The organism is Mycolicibacter arupensis (assembly GCF_002086515.1).
Lineage (GTDB): Bacteria > Actinomycetota > Actinomycetes > Mycobacteriales > Mycobacteriaceae > Mycobacterium > Mycobacterium arupense.
Genome location: NZ_MVHH01000022.1, coordinates 1 through 19,289, shown reverse-complemented (window position 1 = coordinate 19,289; position 19,289 = coordinate 1). Strand labels below are relative to the sequence as shown.

At 61.7% G+C, this 19,289-nt stretch carries 14 protein-coding genes; 5 read left to right on the top strand and 9 right to left on the bottom strand.

Annotated elements, in window-relative coordinates:
• Positions 1-28: 28 nt before the first annotated feature.
• Positions 29-874, top strand: coding sequence for a DUF4349 domain-containing protein (locus BST15_RS11960; RefSeq protein ID WP_131701215.1), 846 nt, complete (start codon positions 29-31; stop codon positions 872-874).
• Here the strand turns inward: BST15_RS11960 and BST15_RS11955 are convergent.
• Both BST15_RS11955 and BST15_RS11950 read right to left on the bottom strand, forming a co-directional pair.
• Positions 868-1,014 carry a DUF1059 domain-containing protein gene (locus BST15_RS11955; protein WP_083070967.1) on the bottom strand — a complete coding sequence of 49 codons (147 nt, stop codon included), beginning with the start codon at positions 1,012-1,014 and terminating at the stop codon, positions 868-870. The genes BST15_RS11960 and BST15_RS11955 overlap by 7 nt on opposite strands.
• Positions 1,011-1,691: an HhH-GPD-type base excision DNA repair protein gene (locus tag BST15_RS11950; protein ID WP_083070966.1), complete on the bottom strand. Its 681-nt coding sequence runs from the start codon at positions 1,689-1,691 to the stop codon at positions 1,011-1,013. Before BST15_RS11950 ends, BST15_RS11955 begins: the two co-directional genes overlap by 4 nt.
• Before the next feature lie 166 nt (positions 1,692-1,857).
• Here BST15_RS11950 and BST15_RS21730 point away from each other — a divergent pair, with 166 nt between their 5' ends.
• Positions 1,858-2,547 carry a hypothetical protein gene (locus BST15_RS21730; protein WP_131701216.1) on the top strand — a complete coding sequence of 230 codons (690 nt, stop codon included), beginning with the start codon at positions 1,858-1,860 and terminating at the stop codon, positions 2,545-2,547.
• A gap of 2 nt (positions 2,548-2,549) precedes the next feature.
• On the opposite strand, the gene BST15_RS11945 is transcribed toward BST15_RS21730, so the two are convergent.
• The 3 genes from BST15_RS11945 to BST15_RS11935 are packed head-to-tail and all read right to left on the bottom strand — an operon-like array spanning position 2,550 to position 8,535.
• Entirely contained in the window at positions 2,550-5,783 is a 3,234-nt protein-coding gene (locus BST15_RS11945; RefSeq protein WP_083070965.1) for a type I restriction endonuclease subunit R, read from the bottom strand.
• The gene (locus BST15_RS11940) at positions 5,780-6,958 is read right to left on the bottom strand and encodes a restriction endonuclease subunit S (RefSeq protein ID WP_082108448.1); all 1,179 of its coding nucleotides are present in this window, start codon (positions 6,956-6,958) and stop codon (positions 5,780-5,782) included. Before BST15_RS11940 ends, BST15_RS11945 begins: the two co-directional genes overlap by 4 nt.
• Positions 6,955-8,535, bottom strand: a complete 1,581-nt coding sequence (locus BST15_RS11935) for a class I SAM-dependent DNA methyltransferase (protein ID WP_046189869.1) — start codon at positions 8,533-8,535, stop codon at positions 6,955-6,957. Before BST15_RS11935 ends, BST15_RS11940 begins: the two co-directional genes overlap by 4 nt.
• A 216-nt stretch (positions 8,536-8,751) precedes the next feature.
• On the opposite strand from BST15_RS11935, the gene BST15_RS11930 reads away from it, so the two are divergent.
• On the top strand, positions 8,752-10,275 hold the full coding sequence (locus tag BST15_RS11930) for a bifunctional DNA primase/polymerase (protein WP_046189856.1): 1,524 nt from the start codon (positions 8,752-8,754) through the stop codon (positions 10,273-10,275).
• A gap of 6 nt (positions 10,276-10,281) precedes the next feature.
• On the opposite strand, the gene BST15_RS11925 is transcribed toward BST15_RS11930, so the two are convergent.
• The gene (locus BST15_RS11925) at positions 10,282-10,833 is read right to left on the bottom strand and encodes a recombinase family protein (RefSeq protein ID WP_409366504.1); all 552 of its coding nucleotides are present in this window, start codon (positions 10,831-10,833) and stop codon (positions 10,282-10,284) included.
• 674 nt (positions 10,834-11,507) lie between these two features.
• Between BST15_RS11925 and BST15_RS11920 the strand changes: the two genes are divergently transcribed.
• Both BST15_RS11920 and BST15_RS11915 read left to right on the top strand, forming a co-directional pair.
• Positions 11,508-12,824 (top strand): LAGLIDADG family homing endonuclease, encoded by a 1,317-nt coding sequence (locus tag BST15_RS11920; RefSeq protein ID WP_131701217.1) that lies wholly within the window; start codon positions 11,508-11,510, stop codon positions 12,822-12,824.
• A 746-nt stretch (positions 12,825-13,570) separates the two neighbouring features.
• Complete coding sequence (locus BST15_RS11915) at positions 13,571-14,443, top strand: hypothetical protein (RefSeq protein ID WP_046189859.1); 873 nt, start codon at positions 13,571-13,573, stop codon at positions 14,441-14,443.
• 609 nt (positions 14,444-15,052) lie between these two features.
• Here BST15_RS11915 and BST15_RS11910 read toward each other — a convergent pair.
• From BST15_RS11910 to BST15_RS11900, 3 genes are all read right to left on the bottom strand, one after another.
• A complete protein-coding gene (locus BST15_RS11910; protein WP_083070964.1) occupies positions 15,053-15,685 on the bottom strand; it encodes a hypothetical protein in 633 nt (210 codons plus the stop codon).
• 591 nt (positions 15,686-16,276) lie between these two features.
• Positions 16,277-17,485, bottom strand: coding sequence for a protein kinase family protein (locus BST15_RS11905; RefSeq protein WP_131701218.1), 1,209 nt, complete (start codon positions 17,483-17,485; stop codon positions 16,277-16,279).
• 73 nt (positions 17,486-17,558) lie between these two features.
• The gene (locus BST15_RS11900; RefSeq protein ID WP_046189861.1) at positions 17,559-19,172 is read right to left on the bottom strand and encodes a recombinase family protein; all 1,614 of its coding nucleotides are present in this window, start codon (positions 19,170-19,172) and stop codon (positions 17,559-17,561) included.
• Between the last annotated feature and the right edge of the window lie 117 nt (positions 19,173-19,289).

The window sequence follows — 19,289 nt, the reverse complement described above, 5'->3', positions numbered from 1 at the left end:
CGGACTGAGCAGCGTTAGGGTGGTGCCCATGACCGTCAACCGCAGGTCGACACCGTGGGCGTTGCTGGTCGGCCTGGCCGCGATGCTGCTGCTGACGATCACCGGTTGCGCCGGCCAGCGGGCGCCGTCGGACCAGATGGCGACGGAACGGATGACCGCCGGTGACGCGGTTTCGGCGCCCGCGCCCCTGAGCCCCAAGGCCCCGCCGAGTCCGCAGCAAGACCGCGACATCGTCACCACCGGCAGCTTGGATCTGACGGTCAGCGACGTCGGTGGATCGGCGGACAAGTTGATCGAGCTGGCCACCAGCTTGGGCGGCCGTGTCGATGACCGCACGCAGAGCACGGGACCGGGCAATACCCGCACCGCCACGCTGACGGTGCGCATTCCGTCGGCAAAGGTCGATGAGTTCCTCGACGGGGCGCAGCGCCTGGGCGAGGCTTCCTCACTGACGGTGCGACACGACGACGTCACCAGCCAACGCGTCGACCTCGACGCCCGGGTCAAGGCCCTCCAGGCGTCGGTGGACCGATTGACCACCCTCATGAAGTCGGCCGCCACCACGGCCGATCTGCTGGAGGCCGAGAAGGAGCTGACGTCGCGGCAGGCCGACCTGGACAGCCTGCGCGCACAGCGCGCCCAGCTCGGCGAGCAGACCAGCTATGCGACCCTGACCGTTTCGCTGGCGTCGGAGTTCGAGGCGCCTTCGGCCGGCTTTGTGGCATCGGTGCGCCACGGTTGGCACGCCCTGCTGTCGTTCACGCACGGCCTGATCTCGATCACCGGATTCCTGCTGCCGTGGCTGCCGGTGATCGCGGTGCTCGCAGGCCTGCTGGTGGTCGCCCGCCGGCGGACCCGGCGGCGTCGTCAGTAAGCCATGAAGAGGATGGCGTCCCGGTCGTAGCTCATGCCGGGGTGCACATCCGCGAGGTGCTTCTGAGTCAGGTCGACCAGATCGTCCTCGTCCTTACCGACGATGGCCTCGCCACACGGACAGTTCAGGTGAGTTTTCACGTCGCCGCCTTTCCCTTGTTCTCCCGGTCGGCTTTCGCCGCCAACTTCTGGGCCTTCTTGGTGGAGCGCACCTGTTGCAGCGACGCCTCATCGACGACGTCGGCGATCGACAAGTGTGTTCCGGGCTCACCGTAGGCGCCGGCGGCCTGCCGCCATCCCGGCGGGGTCACGCCGTACTGCTTGCCGAGCAGCGCAAGAAAGATCCGGGCCTTCTGCTCGCCGAAGCCCGGCAGCGCCTTGAGGCGTTTGAGCACCTCAGCGCCATCGGGATCACCGGCGGTCCACAACGCGGTCGTGTCGCCGCCGTACTGCTCGACCACCGCTGCGGCCAGGGCTTGGACACGGCCCGCCATGGAGCCCGGAAACCGGTGCACCGCAGGCTTTTCGGCGAACAGCGCCGCGAACTCTTCTGCGTTGCGCTCGGCGATCTCGTGCGGGTCCAGGCCGCCCATCCGGTCGGCGATCTTCTTCGGGCCGGCGAACGCGACTTCCATGGGGATCTGCTGAGAAGTGGCAACACAATTGCGATTTAGACGGTCGGCGATCTTCTTAGGTCCAGCAAATGCATGTTCCATTGGTATCTGCTGGTCGAGCAATGCGCCTACGAGAAGAGCGAAGGGGCTGGCGCTCAGCAATGCGTCCGCAACAGGGTCGCCACTCAGATACAGGGTTGGCACAGGCGCCAGTTTAGGGATAAGCAACCCGCGAGGGGTCGACAGCCCGACGGACGACGCCTACGCAGATCGAACGTGCATTTAAGCCCGCCACGAAGACTGCGAACGTGCATCGATCCGACTCCAGCCCCGTAACGGAAAAAATTCGCATGTCGCATAAGATTTCGGCGTGAACGATAGCCACACCCAGGGGCCAACCCGAGATTGGAATGCGGAGTCTATCGCCTTGGCGATCGGCGCACTGGCCGTAGCCCTGGCTGGGTTGACATCAACGGGCCCCGCAAGGGTGCTCGTCTTGATTCTTTCAGCGGCGGCCCTATTTACCATCGGTGTGGCGCGTCGATTTCACCGACGTTGGATAAGATATGCCTGCAGGATCTTCGCCGCCAGTTTGCTCGTCACATCCCTCGCAGTCATCTATTTCAGCGAAAACCCGACTGACGAAAAACTTCCCAGTCACGACTCTGCAGGACCCGCCCCGACCGCCAGAACGAGTACCACGACCACCCAAACAACAACTTCCACCCCCCGAACCCCTACAACATCCGCCGAGCCGACACGGCCAAGGGAGACCGTCTCAGTCCACAAAGGCAGTTCATCTACGGCGCTCGGAGGAGACGTACGCATCGCCGTCACAAGCTGGTATGAGTCCTATGTTGTCATTCAATTCACATCGGACCTTAAATCCTGCTCCGCCTACCCCAACATAGGAGAACAAAAAATATTTCGGGGGAAAGACAATGGCGAGACCTCTCTCTACAAAGTCTTCCTCGCAAGTATTGCACCAGACCCTGTTGCGACATTCGAAATTGAAGAAATAGCGACTGACAATTACCTGACTACACAATTTGCCTGCTAACACTAAATACGTCGCGCATTGCTTCGACGCCTCTCGGCCAGATCGTCGTGAGCCAAGGCTGCAGCCGACGGCGGGTATGCCACATCCAACCTTGACGCCGTGTCACCACTGACTCCATTCCCCGCGAACAGTTCGGCCTGCTGGAGGACCAACTCCACGGCCCTGTCCTCGTGGTCGGGAGGGTAGTCAAAACGGGCTAGGAGCCGGCGGACCTTGGTTCGCATCTCGGCCTTGACGCTCTCCTTGAGATTCCAGTCGATGGTGGCGCTGGATCGCACCGCCTCGACCAGCTTGTGGGCGATTGTCTTCAGGGTCGCGTCGCCCATCTGCAGCACGGCGGCGTCGTTCTGGACGATGGCATCGTAGAAGGCGATCTCGTCCGCATGCAGGCCCAGTTCCTCGTGACGCTTCTTGTCATCCCGCATCTCCTTGGCCAGTTCGACCAAGCGGGCGATGATCTCGGCGGTGGTCAACGACCTGTTGGTGTAGCGGTTGATGGCCTCTTCGAGCTGCTCGGAGAACTTCCGAGCCTGCACTATGTTGGTGCGCCGCACGGTCTTGATCTCGTCGTTGATGAGCCGACGCAGTAGGCCCATCTGCAGGTTCGGCTTCTCCTTGTCCGCCAGGGTGTCAAGGAACTCATCCGAGAGCAGGGACAGCTCGGGGGTGTCCACGCCGGCCAACTTGTAAATATCTATCACTTCGTCGGCGGAGACGGCCTCGTTGACCAGTTGGGCGATGGCAGTGTCGATTTCGACCCGCCCCGAGCCCGGTGTGGCAGCGGGATTCTGAATCTTGAGAATCGCCGAGCGGGCGTCGATGAACAGTCGCACATCGTTGCCGATTTCTGCTGCCTCGTCTCGTGCCCCGCACAGGGCGAACACCTTGGCCAGTGCTAGCACCTGGTCAACGAACCGTTCGGTCCGGTCGGGATCAGCCATGATGAAGTCGATCACCTTGGCGTGCTGGGTAAGCCGCTCAGCAGCAGACAGGTCCGGCGATGAGTCGTATTCGCAGCCGTGCAGCAGGCCACGGACGATGTCATGCTTCTCCAACATGACGGCGACCAAGTCCTCGATGGGTACGCCGGCTTGATCACGGTCACTGGGCGAGTACTCGGCTAGCGCCTTCTGGAGATTGGCGAACAACCCGATGTAATCGACGATCAGCCCACCAGGTTTGTCGCGGAACTTGCGGTTCACCCGAGCGATGGCCTGCATGAGCCCGGCACCCTGCATCGGCTTGTCGATGTACATCGTGTGCAGCGACGGGGCGTCGAACCCGGTCAGCCACATATCGCGGACGATCACCAACTCCAACGGGTCGTCGGGGTTCTTGGCGCGAGCCTTGAGCTGCTTGCGAACATCGTTCGTATAGACGTGCGGCTGGAAGTTCTCCGGGTCATCGGTGGAGCCGGTCATGACGACCTTGATCTTGCCTTCGGCGGGATCAGCGGAGTGCCAGTCCGGTCGCAGGGCGACGATCTTCTCGTAGAGGCGCACCGCGATGCGTCGAGACATGACCACGATCATGCCCTTGCCGAACAAGGCGGATCGACGCTTCTCCCAGTGCTGCACGATGTCGGCGGCGATCAGGTCCAGTCGTTCTTCGGCTCCGACGATGGCCTCCAGGCGTGACCACCGTGACTTCGCCTTGGCAGCCTCGGATTCCTCTACCTTCTCGGTGATCTCATCCGCAGCGGCATCGAGGGCCTCGTAGTCGTCGGCGCTGAGTTCGACCTTGGCTAGGCGTGATTCGTAGTAGATCTTGACCGTGGCCCCGTCCTCGACGGCACGGGTCAGGTCGTAGATGTCGATGTAATCACCGAACACCGCCCGCGTGAACTTGTCGGTCGATTCGATCGGTGTGCCGGTGAAGCCCAGGTAGCTTGCTCCCGGCAACGCGTCCCGGAGATGCTTGGCCAGGCCGGCCTTCAACCGGCCCTCGCTGTCCAGGGTCTCTCCGAAGCCGTACTGACTGCGGTGGGCCTCATCCGCGACGACCACGACGTTGCGGCGGTCGGTCAGCACCGGGTTGCGGTCCCCATCCTCGCCGGGGGCGAACTTCTGCAACGTGGTGAACAAGATTCCCCCGGAGTTGCGGCGCAGCAAGGTTCGTAGTTCGGTTCGGGTGCTCGCCTGCTGGGGCGATTCGGGCAGGATCGTGGCCGGAGCGAACACTTCGGCGAACAGCTGGTCGTCGAGGTCGTTGCGGTCGGTGATGAACACCAAGGTGGGGTTGCTCATCCGGAGGTCACGCATGACCTTGGCGGCGTAGAACACCATCTCCAGGCTCTTCCCCGAGCCCTGGGTGTGCCAGACGACGCCGCCACGGCGATCGCCATCAGGTGAGGCAGCGACGACCGTGGATTCCACCGCCGCGTTGACCGCCCAATACTGGTGGTACTTCGCCACCCGCTTGATCAGAGCGCTGGACTTCTGCCCGGTCTTCGGGTCGGTGACGGTCTCGTTGCTGAACACGACGAAGTTGCGAACGATGTCCAGGAACCGGTTCTGGTCGAACACCCCCTTGATCAGAACCTCCAGGGCAGGCAGGTTCGTGATCACCTCGCGGCCCTCTATGGTCTTCCACGGGGCGTAGTGCTCGAATCCGCCGGCGAAACTGCTCATCGCCGCGCTGGTGCCGTCGGAGATGACCGTGACCGCATTGGTGGCGAACACCGACGGAATGTCGGTGCGGTAGTTCTGGATCTTGGCGTGCGCCTTCTTCAGTGTGGCAGCCTCAGCGGCCAGGTTCTTCAACTCCAGAAGCGCCAGTGGCAACCCATTGACGAACACCAACACATCGGGTCGACGGTTCTTGCCGTTCTCGGTGATCGTGTACTGGTTGACCGCGAGCCAGTCGTTGTTGGCCGGGTCGCCGAAGTCGATCAGCCACACACTCGTAGTTCGCACCGATCCATCGGCGGCCCGGTGCTCGACCGGAACCCCTTCGGTGAGCAGCTTGTGGACGCGAGAGTTCTCGTCGACCGGGCTCTGCGACTCCGCCCGCTCCAGCCGCTTGATCGCAGCCTCGATCAGGTCGGTATCGAGATCCGCATTGATCCGGGTGGCGGCGTCACGGAGCCGCCCGTACAGATAAACCTGCCCGAAGGAGTCGCGCTCCGACCTCGACTCGCCTGGAGCCAAATCGGGGCCATGCTGCCGCTCGTAGCCAAGCTGGGCGAACCATTCCAGTGCGGCGTCCTCAATCACCGACTCATCGACAGCCGTCACGACGCCACGGCCTCGGCTACTTCGGGTACGCGGAGGCGCCCGGAAAGCAACTCCGGGAGGAGCGCATCGCGCAATTTCGCAAGTCGAAGGTTCTCCTGCTCGGCAACCAAAAGACGTTCCCACAGTGGTTGGAGCCGGCCGTGGAGTTCCCGAATCACATCAGCGCGAGGCACTGCAACTGTCGTCGAAGCGAGGTGGCCACGTTGGATGTGGCCCATGGTTGTCGCCTTGTCCTTGGCGATACGTTGAAACACGTGAATGATCGCATCGAGTCGATCGAACACCAACCAGGCGGGGAACCCTTCTGCGGGAATAACCTTGAAGATGTGCTGGTTGATGATCGCTTCCCCTAGGACCCACCGATATACTCCTAGCGTGCCCGACCAGGACATCAAGACGTCTCCCGGCCTGGCCGTCTTCTCATCAGGCACATCAATGTCGCTATAGACTGTCGAGCCGCTAGGACCGGTGTTGAGTTCCGCAATCCGAATTACGATACGGCCAGTTCCAGACGCTCCTCTTGTAAATGCTCCACCGTTGACGAAACGAGCTAGATCAGCGACGGAGATCTCGGTCGACTCTTCGCCGAGGGCATTGGTAATTATGGCGCGGATCAGTCGCGGAATAAGCACAGTCAGGCGACGATTCGACTCGATCTTGTCGTCAAGAGCACCAAGCACTGCGACGACACGCTGCTGCTCATCGTCTGAAGGAACCGGCACAGGAAGCGCCGCCAATGTTCCCAAGTTGATCTTTAGCGTTACGCTTCCCTGGAGATGAGCGCGAAGCCATTCGATACACTGCGGTGACTGAAAATAATAATTTATGAACCGAGCATCAGTGCCACAGACCGGTATTACGGCCACATCACGGGTGACATTCGCGCCAACCAGCGAAGCAGGAACGATTGCGCTATGCCCAGGCTCAGCAATCAAATTTAAAACAATCTCGCCGCCACGCAAGATGGTGCGTTTAAACTGCCGACTTACCTCCTCGCTCACACACTTGCTCTCATCTACAGTAATTCTATTGTTTCGAATATCACCGCCTCGGATCACTCGGACTCCGCCGTCGACAAACTGACCGACTTTCACAATGCCATAAGTGATCGATCGATCACCTCTACAGAGGTCGACAAGCCGGACGGACGGGAACGTTGATCCGTCCAAATTCATAGCATCTCCAATTGCGAGCGAATTATGTCATCAAGTTCTCTACCTCGGTCGAACTCAGAGTAAAGTTCCGCGGCGAGTCGAGCAATCTTCTCATCGAGAGGCTCGTCATCGGCCTCGACTTCCTCAGTTCCCACGTAGAAACCCGGCGACAACACGAAATCATGTTGCTCGATCTCGTCCTGGCTCGCAGCCTTGGCGAAGCCAGGCACGTCCTCATAGCCACCATCGCGGTTCCGCCAGGAATGGTAGGTGTCGGCAACCTTAGCGATGTCAGCGTCGGACAGCTCGCGTAGCCGAGGGGTGACCCTGGTGCCGAGTTTCCGTGCGTCGATGAACAGCACCTCACCCGTGCGCCTGCGGTGCCCGTTGCCGTGCCGATCTTTGGAGACGAACCACAAGCTGACCGGGATGCCGGTGTTGAAGAACAGTTTGTCGGGCATGGCGACGATGCAGTCCACCAAGTCTGCCTCGACCAGCTTCTGGCGGATCTCGCCCTCGCCCCCCATCTTCGATGACAGTGATCCGTTCGCCAGAACAAACCCAGCTGTGCCCTTGGGCGAAAGGTGGTAGATGAAGTGCTGAACCCAGGCGAAGTTGGCGTTTCCTTCGGGCGGGGTCCCGTATTTCCACCGAGGATCGTCGGCTAGCTTCGCGTCCCACCAGCCTGAATCGTTGAACTTGGGGTTGGCGATCACGAAGTCGGCGCGTAGGTCCTGGTGGAGGTCTTGAGTGAAGGAGTCGGCGGAACGTTCACCGAGATCGGCCTCGATACCACGTAGGGCAAGATTCATCTTGGCCAACTTCCACGTTGCTTCAGTGAACTCTTGGCCGTAGATGCTGATATCGGTGCGCCTGCCACCGTGGGCCTTCACAAACCGCTCCGACTGCACGAACATGCCGCCCGTTCCGCAGGCCGGGTCGAATACCCTCCCCTTATACGGCTCCAGCATCTCGACGAGGGTCTTCACCACCGAACGAGGGGTGTAGAAGGCCCCAGCGTCCTTGCCGGCCTCCTTGCCGGCGAACTGGCCGAGGAAGTACTCGTAGACGCGCCCCAGCACGTCATCGGAACCGTGATCGTCGGTCTCCGTAAATCCGATACTGCCGATCAGGTCAACCAGCTTGCCGAGCCGTCCCTTGTCGAGCCCTTCGCGGGCGTAGTTGCGGGGCAGCACGCCTCGCAGACTGGGGTTTTCCTTCTCGATCAGGTCCATCGCGGCGTCGATGTCCTGGCCGATGCTGGGCAGCTTGGCGCGATCTTGGATGTGCTGCCAGCGGGCCTCTGGCGGCACCCAGAACACGTTGTGGCTGGCGTACTCATCGCGGTCTTCGATGAACTGCGCTCTCCGCTGCTCGTTGGGGATGTACTCCTCAGAGTCAGGGTCAGAGAGTGCAGCCTCGATGGCTGTGCGGCGTTCCTCGAACCGATCGGAGATGTACTTCAGGAACACCAGACCGAGGACGACGTGCTTGTACTCCGACGGCTCCTGGTTGCCACGGAGGGCGTCGGCTGCGTCCCACAGTCGCTGCTCCAACGTCTTGGTCTCGGTCTTCGCCTTCGTCCTGGGACGAGCCATCACCACCCGCTCTCTCGATCCGAAATTTCGGCCAGTATTACAACTCTGGTCAACAACCGAGCGGCATCTGACGAGACGCCGGGCGAGTCCGGCGCCGCTTACCCCTGGCGCCGGCTCTGGCCGCCCTGGAGGCGCTGGCAGCGCTCGATCTGGGTAAAGTTACCGATTGGATTCATTCGTCGCTTACAGCGGCGATCAGACAGCAGGAATGACCACATGCCCTCGATGAAGTACCTCCAGTTCTACTGGGACCGGAAGTGCGTGCTCCTGCCTGGCTCCGGCAGGACGAAGAAGATCAAGAAGGGCTGCGCTAGCTGGAACCTGATCGATACGCGGCGGAACCTGGACATGCTCAAGGGCAATGCGAAGGTGGTCAACGGCACCGGCGGACTGCTGGTGGTGGATGTGGACCCGAAGAATGGCGGCTCTGTGGAGGCACTACGCGGGCGGTTCCCGGACCTGCCCGATACGAGGGCCGTCCAGACGGTCACCCCGCATCCTGACGGTTTTGGCACCCACTTGATCTTCACGATCCCCAACGATGTCCGCATCACCCATCGCGGGCTCGGCGCTGGGATCGACATCCCGCATTCGGTCATGCTTCCCGGCAGTGTCATCCGCTGCGAAGACGGGGTTAACCGGACTTACGCGCTGGTCAACGACGTCGAGCCGGCGGCGGCTCCGCTGGGGTTGATCGCAGCCATCGACAAAGGTCAGGACTCAGGGATCGCTCCTGAACCGGCCTCTAGCGATGACGATGACGCTGTCGTCCAGTCGTTGGTCGATAAGTTCGCCGATGCGGGACCAGGTGAACGCAATGCCGTGTTTCTGCAGGTTGCTCCAGCGGTGATCCGCCTCAAGGGGGCGATAGGTGCTCAGATGCTGGAGAACGCCTACCTCGGTGACGACGTGTCGTGGATCAAAAGTGCGCTCAGGGGCGCGCTGCAGAAGTACTCCGGAGCTGACGCGCCGAACCCCATCGCGCGGTCGCGGTACCTGGTAGATGTACTGCAGCAGCTCAGTTCGTCGGCACGGTACGGCCTGTGGAACGGCAAGACGGGCACCACCGACCGCAAGGTGCAGCTCGCGGTCGTACGGCTGTGCGAGGCGACTGGGTTGATGTCGGCAACGGCGAGTCTGCGGACGCTGGCGTTGTTGACCGGCCTGGAGCCGAAGACCATCGGTTCAGCGGTAAGACGGTTGACTGTCTCCGGTCGGCTGTGCGTCGTGGGCACCGACGACGAAGGTGCTGCCGAATACGCACCGATACTGGGGGAATCCACCACAGTTATTAGTAAGGGAGAATCCCCTATAAGGGGATTCTCCGTAGATCCCCTTGGTGATGTTTGGCTGAGTGACGGCCTTACTGGCCGGCACTCGCATGTGTTCGATTTGGTTGATGGTGGCGTCTGCCGTGCGAAGCAGATCGCAACGGCGGGCGGAATGGGTGTTGACACAGCGCGGGATGCGCTGAAGGCATTGGTTGAGGCCGAGATGTTGGTCAAGCAGGGCACGGTCTACTCCGTGCCCGCTGACGTGGACCAGGTCGCTGAGAAGCTGGCAGCCGAGCGTGGAGGCAAGGAGAAGCGAGCGAAGTTGACGGCCCGCATCGATGCAGAGCGCGCCAGGCCGCGAGGAGACGCGACCCCCGCACCGGATGATGTCGATGCGAACGACATCGACGAAGAATGGCGACGCTGGCAAGACGAAGAGCTCATGCGCCAGTTGGGAATAATCTAAGCCAGTTCAGGCCGCGGTGTAGTTGTAGACGGTTTGCCGGCTGATCCCGAACTCCTTGGCCAGTGCGGTCACTGATTCCCCGCCGGCCAGACGAGCACGGAGCTCGTCGGCCCGCCCCTCGGTGAGGGCCGCTTTCCGGCCCTTGTACTTCCCAGCAGCCTTCGCCAGGGCTATGCCCTCGCGCTGGCGTTCAAGGATCATCGATCGTTCGAATTCTGCGACTGCTCCGAGCATCGAGAGCAGGAGCGTGTTTATGGCCGAGTCCTCGCCGGTGAAGGCGAGGGACTCTTTAACGAACTCCACGCGGACACCCTGGCCGGTGAGTTCCCGAACGATCCGGCGCAGGTCTTCCAGGTTGCGAGCCAGGCGGTCCATCGAGTGGACCACCAGCGTGTCCCCCTCGCGAACATAGTCGATCGCACGAGCCAACTCCGGACGGTTGACATCCTTCCCACTGGCCTTGTCGGTGAACACCTTGTCCAGCTCGACCCCATCGAGCTGGCGATCCGTGTTCTGGTCGACGGTGCTGACCCGCTGATACCCGATGCGCTGACCCACTGCTGACTCCATTCAACCGACGAACTGTCAAACAAGACTCTAAAACCTTGAGCGACATACTGTCAAATAATTCGATTCGCACTTCAGTTGGACAGTCCTAGGCGGTGGCCAAAATGCCCAACACGGGTGCACCCCAGATGGGCATTCATCGCCCCAGGGGCGCGTTGGGGGCCAGTCGACGGCCTTAGAGCTCCCCGACCCGATCAGGAACTCGTGGCGCCGCCGTGCGAGAGGCCTCAGGAGCCCTCGGGAAACCGTCTCCGACCCTTGGCACAACGGCACGTGGAGCGGCCGTCTACGGGGCAAATAGCGAATCGACTCCTTATAAAACTGCAGGTCAGAGGCATCGAGAAAATCGTGTCTATCGAGCCTGGGCCTGGGTCTGGGTTTGAGCCTGCGCCAGGAACATTGATCCGGCACCCCGTTGGGCCTCCTCTCGCCGCCCAACAGCTGACCAGCGACGACAACTTTGGCCCGCTGAGGATCGGCCTCCCGATGCCTAACGGCGGGTCGGCAGGTCGTGCTTGGATGCGCCCATGAGTGCGTGCAAGAGGTGCACGGCAGGTGAGCCCTGCGAATTTGAGCACGGTAGGGCGGGGTACATGCGGCATCGGTGCAGATGCGCGGTCTGCAGCGCGGCGCAGCGCGAGTACAGCACCGGCTATCGGGCGCGGGTGAGCGCGCAGCAGCGGACGCGCCGTTACGCCGTCGAGAGCAACTTGGCCGTCAGCGATGCCGGGGGGATATCGGTCGATACACCCATGCCCACGCCGACCGGATGGACGACAGTGGGGCAGCTGCAATCCGGAGACTTGATCTTCGGCTCCGACGGGTCGCCCGTGCAGGTGGTAGACGCACCCCCAGCGGAGGTTGGGTTTGACTGCTACGAGGTCATGTTCGCCGGCGGGCAGCAGGCGGGCCGCGCCGTGACATCAACCGTTGTGAGCGGTGACCACCTGTGGCTGACCGAGGCGGTGGCATCCGCCGCCCAGTCGAGGGTTAGGACTACCCGCGAGATGGCAGAGGATGGCCGCAAGTTCGCGATTCCGCGCGCTGCAGCGAGGCAGACCCCAACCGTTGACCTTCCGGTCGACCCGTACCTGTTGGGGGTGTGGCTCGGCGACGGGTCGACGGGCGCCTGCAACGTCACGTCTGGCTGGGAGGACGTCGAGGAGTTGGAGCGTCAACTCGCGTCTCGGGGAATCCACACGCATCGACTGAGATCTGGGCAAAATGCCGCCCGGTTGTCATTCTCCGGCGCCGCCGGATATCAAGCGGCTGACCGCCCGAGCCCGGCAATCCGGTTGCGAGAAATCGAATGCTTCCGCAGCAAGCAGATCCCAGTTGAGTACATGTGGTCGGGGACCGAGCAACGGCTGGAGCTCCTCCGAGGGCTGATGGACACCGACGGTTGCGCCACAACTAGTCAGCAATGCGTGTTCATAGGTAGAAGGCACCTGGCCGAGGATGTCGTCGAGCTCCTTCGCGGTCTTGGGCAGTTGCCAACTATCACTTTCGTGACGGACGCACGGAGCCTCGACGGCGGGTACTACAGGGTGGTCTTCACCGCCTGGCGCATACAGCCCTTCGCCTTTGCGCGAAAGGCTGGCCGAGTGCACGGCACTTCTCGGAACCGGGTCACCATCGCAAGCATTCGTGCAGTCAAGACCGTGCCGACCCGGCGGATCGAAGTGGATGCCACGGATCGCCTGTATCAAGCCGGTCCAATGGGCCACCTCATCCATAACACCCAAGTGGCCGACCATCGCCGGGCATGGCGCGATGCCGGCGGGCAAACGCCGCGTTGGAAGAAGCAATTCACCCCCGAGGAGGACGCCGTCATTCTCGACAAGCTCGGCCACCTGAAGCGCTGCGACGATGCGCCGACCAGCGCCGTCGCCAGTGAGCTTCACCGCTCGGTCAAGTCGATCCGCAATCGCCGGCGACAACTCATTCGCCAACGGACGCCTGGTTACTTGCGTAATCAGTGACGGCGACTTCACCCTCGAGGCTGACAACCGGTCCAGACCCTTTTCAACGGGATGCCCGCGCTGCGCTGGAACAATCTGCAGCCGTACTGCCCGAGTGCATCAGCTATGGCATAACACAATCGACAGCTTGGTGGCCGTCGCATTCATTCACAAGGCAGCGGGGCAGGATCTGGAAGTGTCCCATCACCAGTGCGAGTTGCTGCTCAGTTCGCATGCGGTGCATGCCCTGGTTTACAGAGCGTGCGATCAGGGGATATGCACACGCATGTGTTTGCTCGTTAGCAAGCCGACATTCGCGTTACTACAGGTGGTTGACATATGGCATGCAGGGTCATGAGTTGCTGAGTGACGCAAGGCGACACGCTGGTACGCACATCGGAATTCGCACACGAGACGCAGGCATCGTCGCAGTTCAGGGGCCCCAGGGGGTACCCCTCCAGGGGTGCATCCCGACCGGTCGGTTATGCGGCCGAGCCATTCTGTACGGGTTTTGGAACGGGACGGGGAGACGCGGAGCAGTTACGACGCCCGAGAGAGCTCGAAGGAATTCATCGGCCACTCCACAAGAGATGCTGAAACTGCCTGATTGTGACCGCCTGAGGCCCCAGTTCCATCTGGTGTCCCATGGGCTTACCAGAGAGCGTTCCATAGTCGTACCATGTCTCTCACAAACTGGCACCTGAGAGGTGCACTTTCAGCTACGTAGACCATCTCGCGGTGCCCGCCCGGCAGGTATCGTTCCCGACATGAACGAGACCAAAAGCGCATCGCCGGAGGACCCCTTCGACGAGGTCGAACCAGACGCGCCGCCGATGTCGCCCGGTGAGACCGTTGCCAGCCTGCTCGCTTCAGCGAAACGGGGTTACGTTCCGCTCAGGAAGGTCTTCGTCCAGAAGGAGCGCCACGAGACCGAGCGGGCAGCAAAGCTCGCCGAGTTGGTTCACGGTAGGCATCACCGCCCGCTCGACGCTCTCTTGCTCCTCCATGCACTTGAGCCGATCCTCGGCGATGACCCGATCTCGATGCGTACCTGGGCACGAATGATGTCGACGAAGACGCGTTGCAGTCCCGGTGCGGCGTCGAAAGCATTCGACGCCCTGACCGAGCTACAGCTTGTGCACCGCACGGAGACCGGAAACGCTCTGGCCGTCCACCCGTTGCACGAGGGCACGGGAGGACTCTGGTCCCGGCCCGGCGAGGACGATGAGGAAGGCGGACCGGGCTATTTCACGTTGCCCCACGCGTACTGGACTTCGGGCTACGCCGACCGGTTGACGCTCCCAGGCAAAGCGATGCTGCTCATCATCCTGGCCGAGACGCAGAGCCCCACCAAAAGAACCTTCGCCATGCCGGTCAGCAGAGCTCAAGCTTGGTACGGGATCTCAGAACGGACAGCTGAACGAGGCTATCGAGAGTTGATGAACGTCGGCGTCCTGTTGACCAAAATCCAGAAGGTGCCGGACGCAAGGCATCCCGCTGGCCGCAGAGAGGTCTACCACCGGGCGCTCGCGTCACCTTTTAGCACCTTCGATCGGTCCCTCCTTCAAAGCCAGGCCAAAGCTGCCGCGCAAGGGAACACCTCCGTAGCCGACAACACGATTTCGGGCGATTCGAAGTGATCGCGCCGCGTATTGCCACGCGGGAGCCTTTGAACCTCCGCCTTCGAAATTCCCCGAACCAAAGGAAGAGTCGATGATCAGCGCACTACACCTCAATCGGGGAAACGGGAAGACAGCGCGGGCCGCAATCAAGACGGTGCGGGTCGCAATCAACGAGTGGGGCACCACGTTCCGCCTCATAGCCGTCATGGTCACACTCACTGCCTGTATCACGATTCCGATCGTCGCTGCGAGGGGCTGAAACGTCATACGCAGCCCTCCCGCTAAAAACCACGCTCACCCTGGCATCGTGATATCGAGGGCCAGCCCAACGCCGGCAACGATGATCGTCGGGCCTGCTCTACGCTCCTCGCGGCAGGCAACGAGGACTACAACTACCCCTCTCGCACCGCAACGAGGTCTTCCTCAGTCGGCCTGCCCAATGGCCGCCGCCCAAATGGCACCCAGAAGCCTCCTCGGAACGACCTAGCGGAGACCACGACGAACCGGACGCCGGCGTCTACTAGGAGCTGACGGTGGTCGCTGTCGTCTCATGTCGAGGCCACGGGTCTTGAACCGGCTGAGTTCGACCTGGGCGAAGAACGAGCCGAGGTAGACGAGCCAGAGCGCCTAATTGCCAGTTGGGAGCGTGTGGCTACGCGAGACAACGTCGGTTACGCCACCCCGTACCACGAAGGTGACCGTGTAGGTTGAGCCACCACTGTCACTCGCAGCCACAACATGTTGCCCAAACTCATTCTTCTCCACGGACCTTGCAGACAGGTCCGATAGCGTTGTTTCGTAATGAGTTTCGATTGCGTTCAGGCCCCGGCGAATCGCTTCGTCATCGGAAAGAGCCCCGGGCTTTCCTGTAATTACTTGGTAGCCAAGCGCTTTCAGCTTCTGAACCAGCTCGTTTATGGCCGCTCCCACAACTGCTCCGGCACCGGCTTTGCCGATACCGGATGCGGTGTCAACGATGAACTGGAAGACTGAAGCGCTCGCGCCCCAGGACATTTCGGTTCGTCGCTGAGCCAAGATGTAGTTGTCGAGCGGGTAACGGATGCCGGTCTCTGGATCCGGGGGCTGAAGGAATACGCCTTTGATCTCGTCGGTCAGCCATTCGAGGTCGATGGTGCCATTCGGGTTGACGCCTATCTGGAAGCTGTCGAGCACGCATCCGCTGGACCGGTCCGAGACCTGGTTAAAAGTGATGGTTACGTGGTCCGCGTAGGTGCCTGCTGGTCCGTCCGCCGTTGCCATGCGTTGGATCTTTGCAGTTGCTTACGTCTAACCGCACGAACACGCCGTAGAGCAGGGCCAGGGTCGGGCGAGCAGCGCGGCCCGACGAGTCATGGCCGCAGGCGCAGCGGGAGGGCGCAGTGCCGCTTGCGCCGCAGCGCAATGTGGGCACCACGCAGGGGGGCGAGGCGGACGCTGCACGCTGCACGCTGCAACACCAGAGCAGTGGTAGGGGCACCCGCTGCAAGGGCTAGCTGCACCGCGGGTGCAACTGCTGGAGTCTCTGCGGTTGGCCTACCGCGCCCAGACGGCGGCAAGATGACCCGCAGTCAAGCGGGCGAGGCAACCGCCGATGCTAGGTAGCACTGATGAGAGCCCCCGGCCGCAGTCGGGCACCTCGCCCGACGCGCTGAGCAGCACGAGGTCGGTTTCCTCACCGAGCAGGTGTACCGGCTGCGGTTCCCGCGCTCTTGGACCCGAGTCCTCGGCCTGCAATCACAGATCGAATGGTATGGCAAGAGGTGGCCAATCTTCTGTAAACCCATATCCCACAACGGGTCTGCCTGCACACGGCACAGTCACTACACGATCGTTCGGGCGTGACAACTGCCGTTAGGCCGGATCGCCGATCGGTTCGGTATCCAGGTTCTCGACTGCCGCAATGACCTCCAGCACCGTCTGGTATCGCTGCGCCGGATCGGCATGCGAACACTTCTGGATGATCTGTCCAAGAGGAGTCGAGTCCGCTATGAGGCGATTGACGCCCTTGAAAAGGTAGGAGAGCACGAAACCGACTACCCAGATGTCATTGACCGGCTCGAAATCCTTAAACCTGTCCAGCGCAGGGTCCACGAAGGTACCCCGAATCTCGGTCTCTGTCTTCGTGAAGTCGGACTCTCGCGGCTTCGCCAGTCCGAAGTCTGAGAGCTTGACGGTGACGGCCCCGTTCGAGAACACGCGAAGCAAGATGTTCTTGAGGCTCAGGTCCCTGTGGCAGATGCCCTTCTTGTGCAGATAGTTCAGTCCGTATAGGAACTGGAGCGCGATCCTGCGTCGAACGCTGAAGTCAAACTGCGGCTGGTTGTTTCGACGCTTGACATAGTCCTCAAGCGTGCTTTCGCAGAACTCCATAGTATAGGAGTTCTCCACTTCGTCGTACCGATAGACGTTGAGGATGTACGGGAAGTCGAGACCCTTCATGATCTCGTACTCACGGCGGAACCTTTTGACATCCCGCGCGTCGACGTTGTTCTTCAGCTTCTTCCGGGCGACATTGATCTCGTAGTTTGGATCCACGAACTTATGGACTATCGCGTAGGACCCCTCACCCACGACGGTGAGGGAGACTTTCGAATGGTCAGCCAATTCCAGTGCGGCATCAGCCAACCCGAATACCGGGTCGTACTTCTCGACCCGCACGGGCGTAAAGCCTTCAGGGATCGGACTACCGCCGCTGTCGACCAGCCACGTCTTAGCACCGTCCAGAACGCGCTGGTACTCCGGCGCCACAGTCATCGACTTTCCGACCTTTTCCAGCGCCAGCCGCAGCTCCTCCACCTCATCGATGAGGCCAAGCAACCTGCGACTGTTATCAGCGTTGAAGTGTCCGCCCCCTGGATACGGCCCACTACTGCGCCCTTTCTGGTTCATGAAATCGAACTCTTTGTCGAGCCGCCCATGGATAGATGCGAATGCGCGTTCCAAGGGGTCCTGCGTCCAGGCACCAGGGGTGAGATACATCTCCAGGTAGTCCGCGTCGATGGGCTCGTCGACGTACTGCCTGAGGACCCGCTCTAGCCGCCTTTCCGCTGATGAAACCACCACTCCATTCTGACATCACGAGTCAGAGGAACTGCACCGACGAATCGGTGGCAGGGTCTTTTCTTGTCGCCGGTCACCTGGGCCGTGTCGATGCCCTGTCGAAGTAGCTGCGCTCCCCCTTACGCCTCTGGACGTACAACATCCCAGCGTCTAGGTAGAGCTGCCGCCGCTCCTCCTCGGAGGCGGCTAGCCACGCTTCCCGCTTCGTCTGGCCGGTCTCCTCGGTCACCCAGCCAGCCGCTCGGCTCGGCGTCGCCGCGAGTTGGTCCCGCTTGGCAACTTGAGCTTTCATCCGCTCGAGCCACAGACTTTCATCCTCCGGCGTCGTCAGCAGACCGGCGTCGGATTCCATGCGGAGCCGGTCAATCGTCGCATTGACCTGCTCCAGCTCGGCGCTGTGATCCTCACCGGGCACGAACACGCTTCGGGTCATCGGCTCGCCACCTCGGTGGTAGGTGAACTCATGGGTGAACTGAAAATCAACGTCCTCAGCCCGTGCGGAGACACCGTTGCAGTTCAAAGGAGTTCGACCGCAACGATACGAACGCCACTCCCCCATCTCGCCGCTTGCGAGCTTCTTACGGGTGATCTGCTGGGCCAGCGAGGCCCCGCAGATGCCATTTGCTTGTTTAGCCTCGCACGCTGGGCAGCCGGTGCAACCGCACACGGCTACGCCCAGCACTGGGTTAGCCGTCTTGCTCGGCGTCCGCCGGCCGATCTTGCGGAGCTGAGCGGCCTCCTGAATCTGCTTCCATGTATCGGCGTCGAACGTCGGTGGCCCGAGCCGGATCGGCTCCCCCTCGGCGTCGAGCACGACCATGGCGTGCTTGCCGCGACCGGTCATCTTGAGGCCCTGCGTCCTCGGAGAGGTCAGCCCGTCTATCACGGTGTTGACCGTCCACGGTCGAGCCTTTGCGGGCTTACCGCTCGCTACCCGAGCGCGGTCCATGTTCGTCAGGGCCGCACCGTCGCGGCACTCGCAGCCATGAACATGCTTGCGGCCACACCGAGGATCGGCGTACGGCTCGTTGAGCCACGCCGCTATGCGGATAAAGCTCCAGCCGTCCAACAAACGGCGGCCCATCGAATGCAGCAGGCCCTTGCCGGTCTCGTCGGTGGCGAGCCCCTTGCCCTTGCCGCTCGGATGGTCAACCACCTTGAACCCGAGCGGCGGAACCCCGGAGGCCCACCGGTCCATCTGCCTGATCGCGCGGTGGGCGTCCTGCGCCCTGGTCTTGAACCGGTTGAGTTCCAACTGGGCGAAGAACGAACCGAGGTAGACGAACAGCTCGGCCATCATCGCGTCTATGCCCTTGGTCGCTCCAGGCCGGTAGTTGAGAGTCAGCCCGTCGTCCGCGAACGCGACGACCTTGTGCCGCTCCTCAGCCCACCGGGCGAAGTCGACGCAGTGCCGTGTGGATCTGAAAGCGCGGTCCATCTTGGACCAAACGATTACGTCCCACTTCGCCGCGCCTTCGTCCGTCAGCCACGGCCCAAGGTCTGGCCGATCCTCCGGGCGCTTCTCGGCCGATACACCGAGATCCTCAAACGTCCCGACAATCTCGTAGCCCTTGGCCTCGGCCCACTTCGTGGCCGTCTCCAACTGGGCTAGGTGCGAGACCTTCTGAGGCCCTTGGACTACCGAGACACGAGCACCGACAAGAGCGCGTAGCGCCTGACTTCCCATAGTTGCAATCGTATCTAGACTTGCTGGTCGAGCAACATGCCCGTGAGGAGGGCAAACGGGTCTGGCATGTCCCCAATGAACGGGGCCATCCTGTTTTAGAGTCCTGTTGCCCGTGAC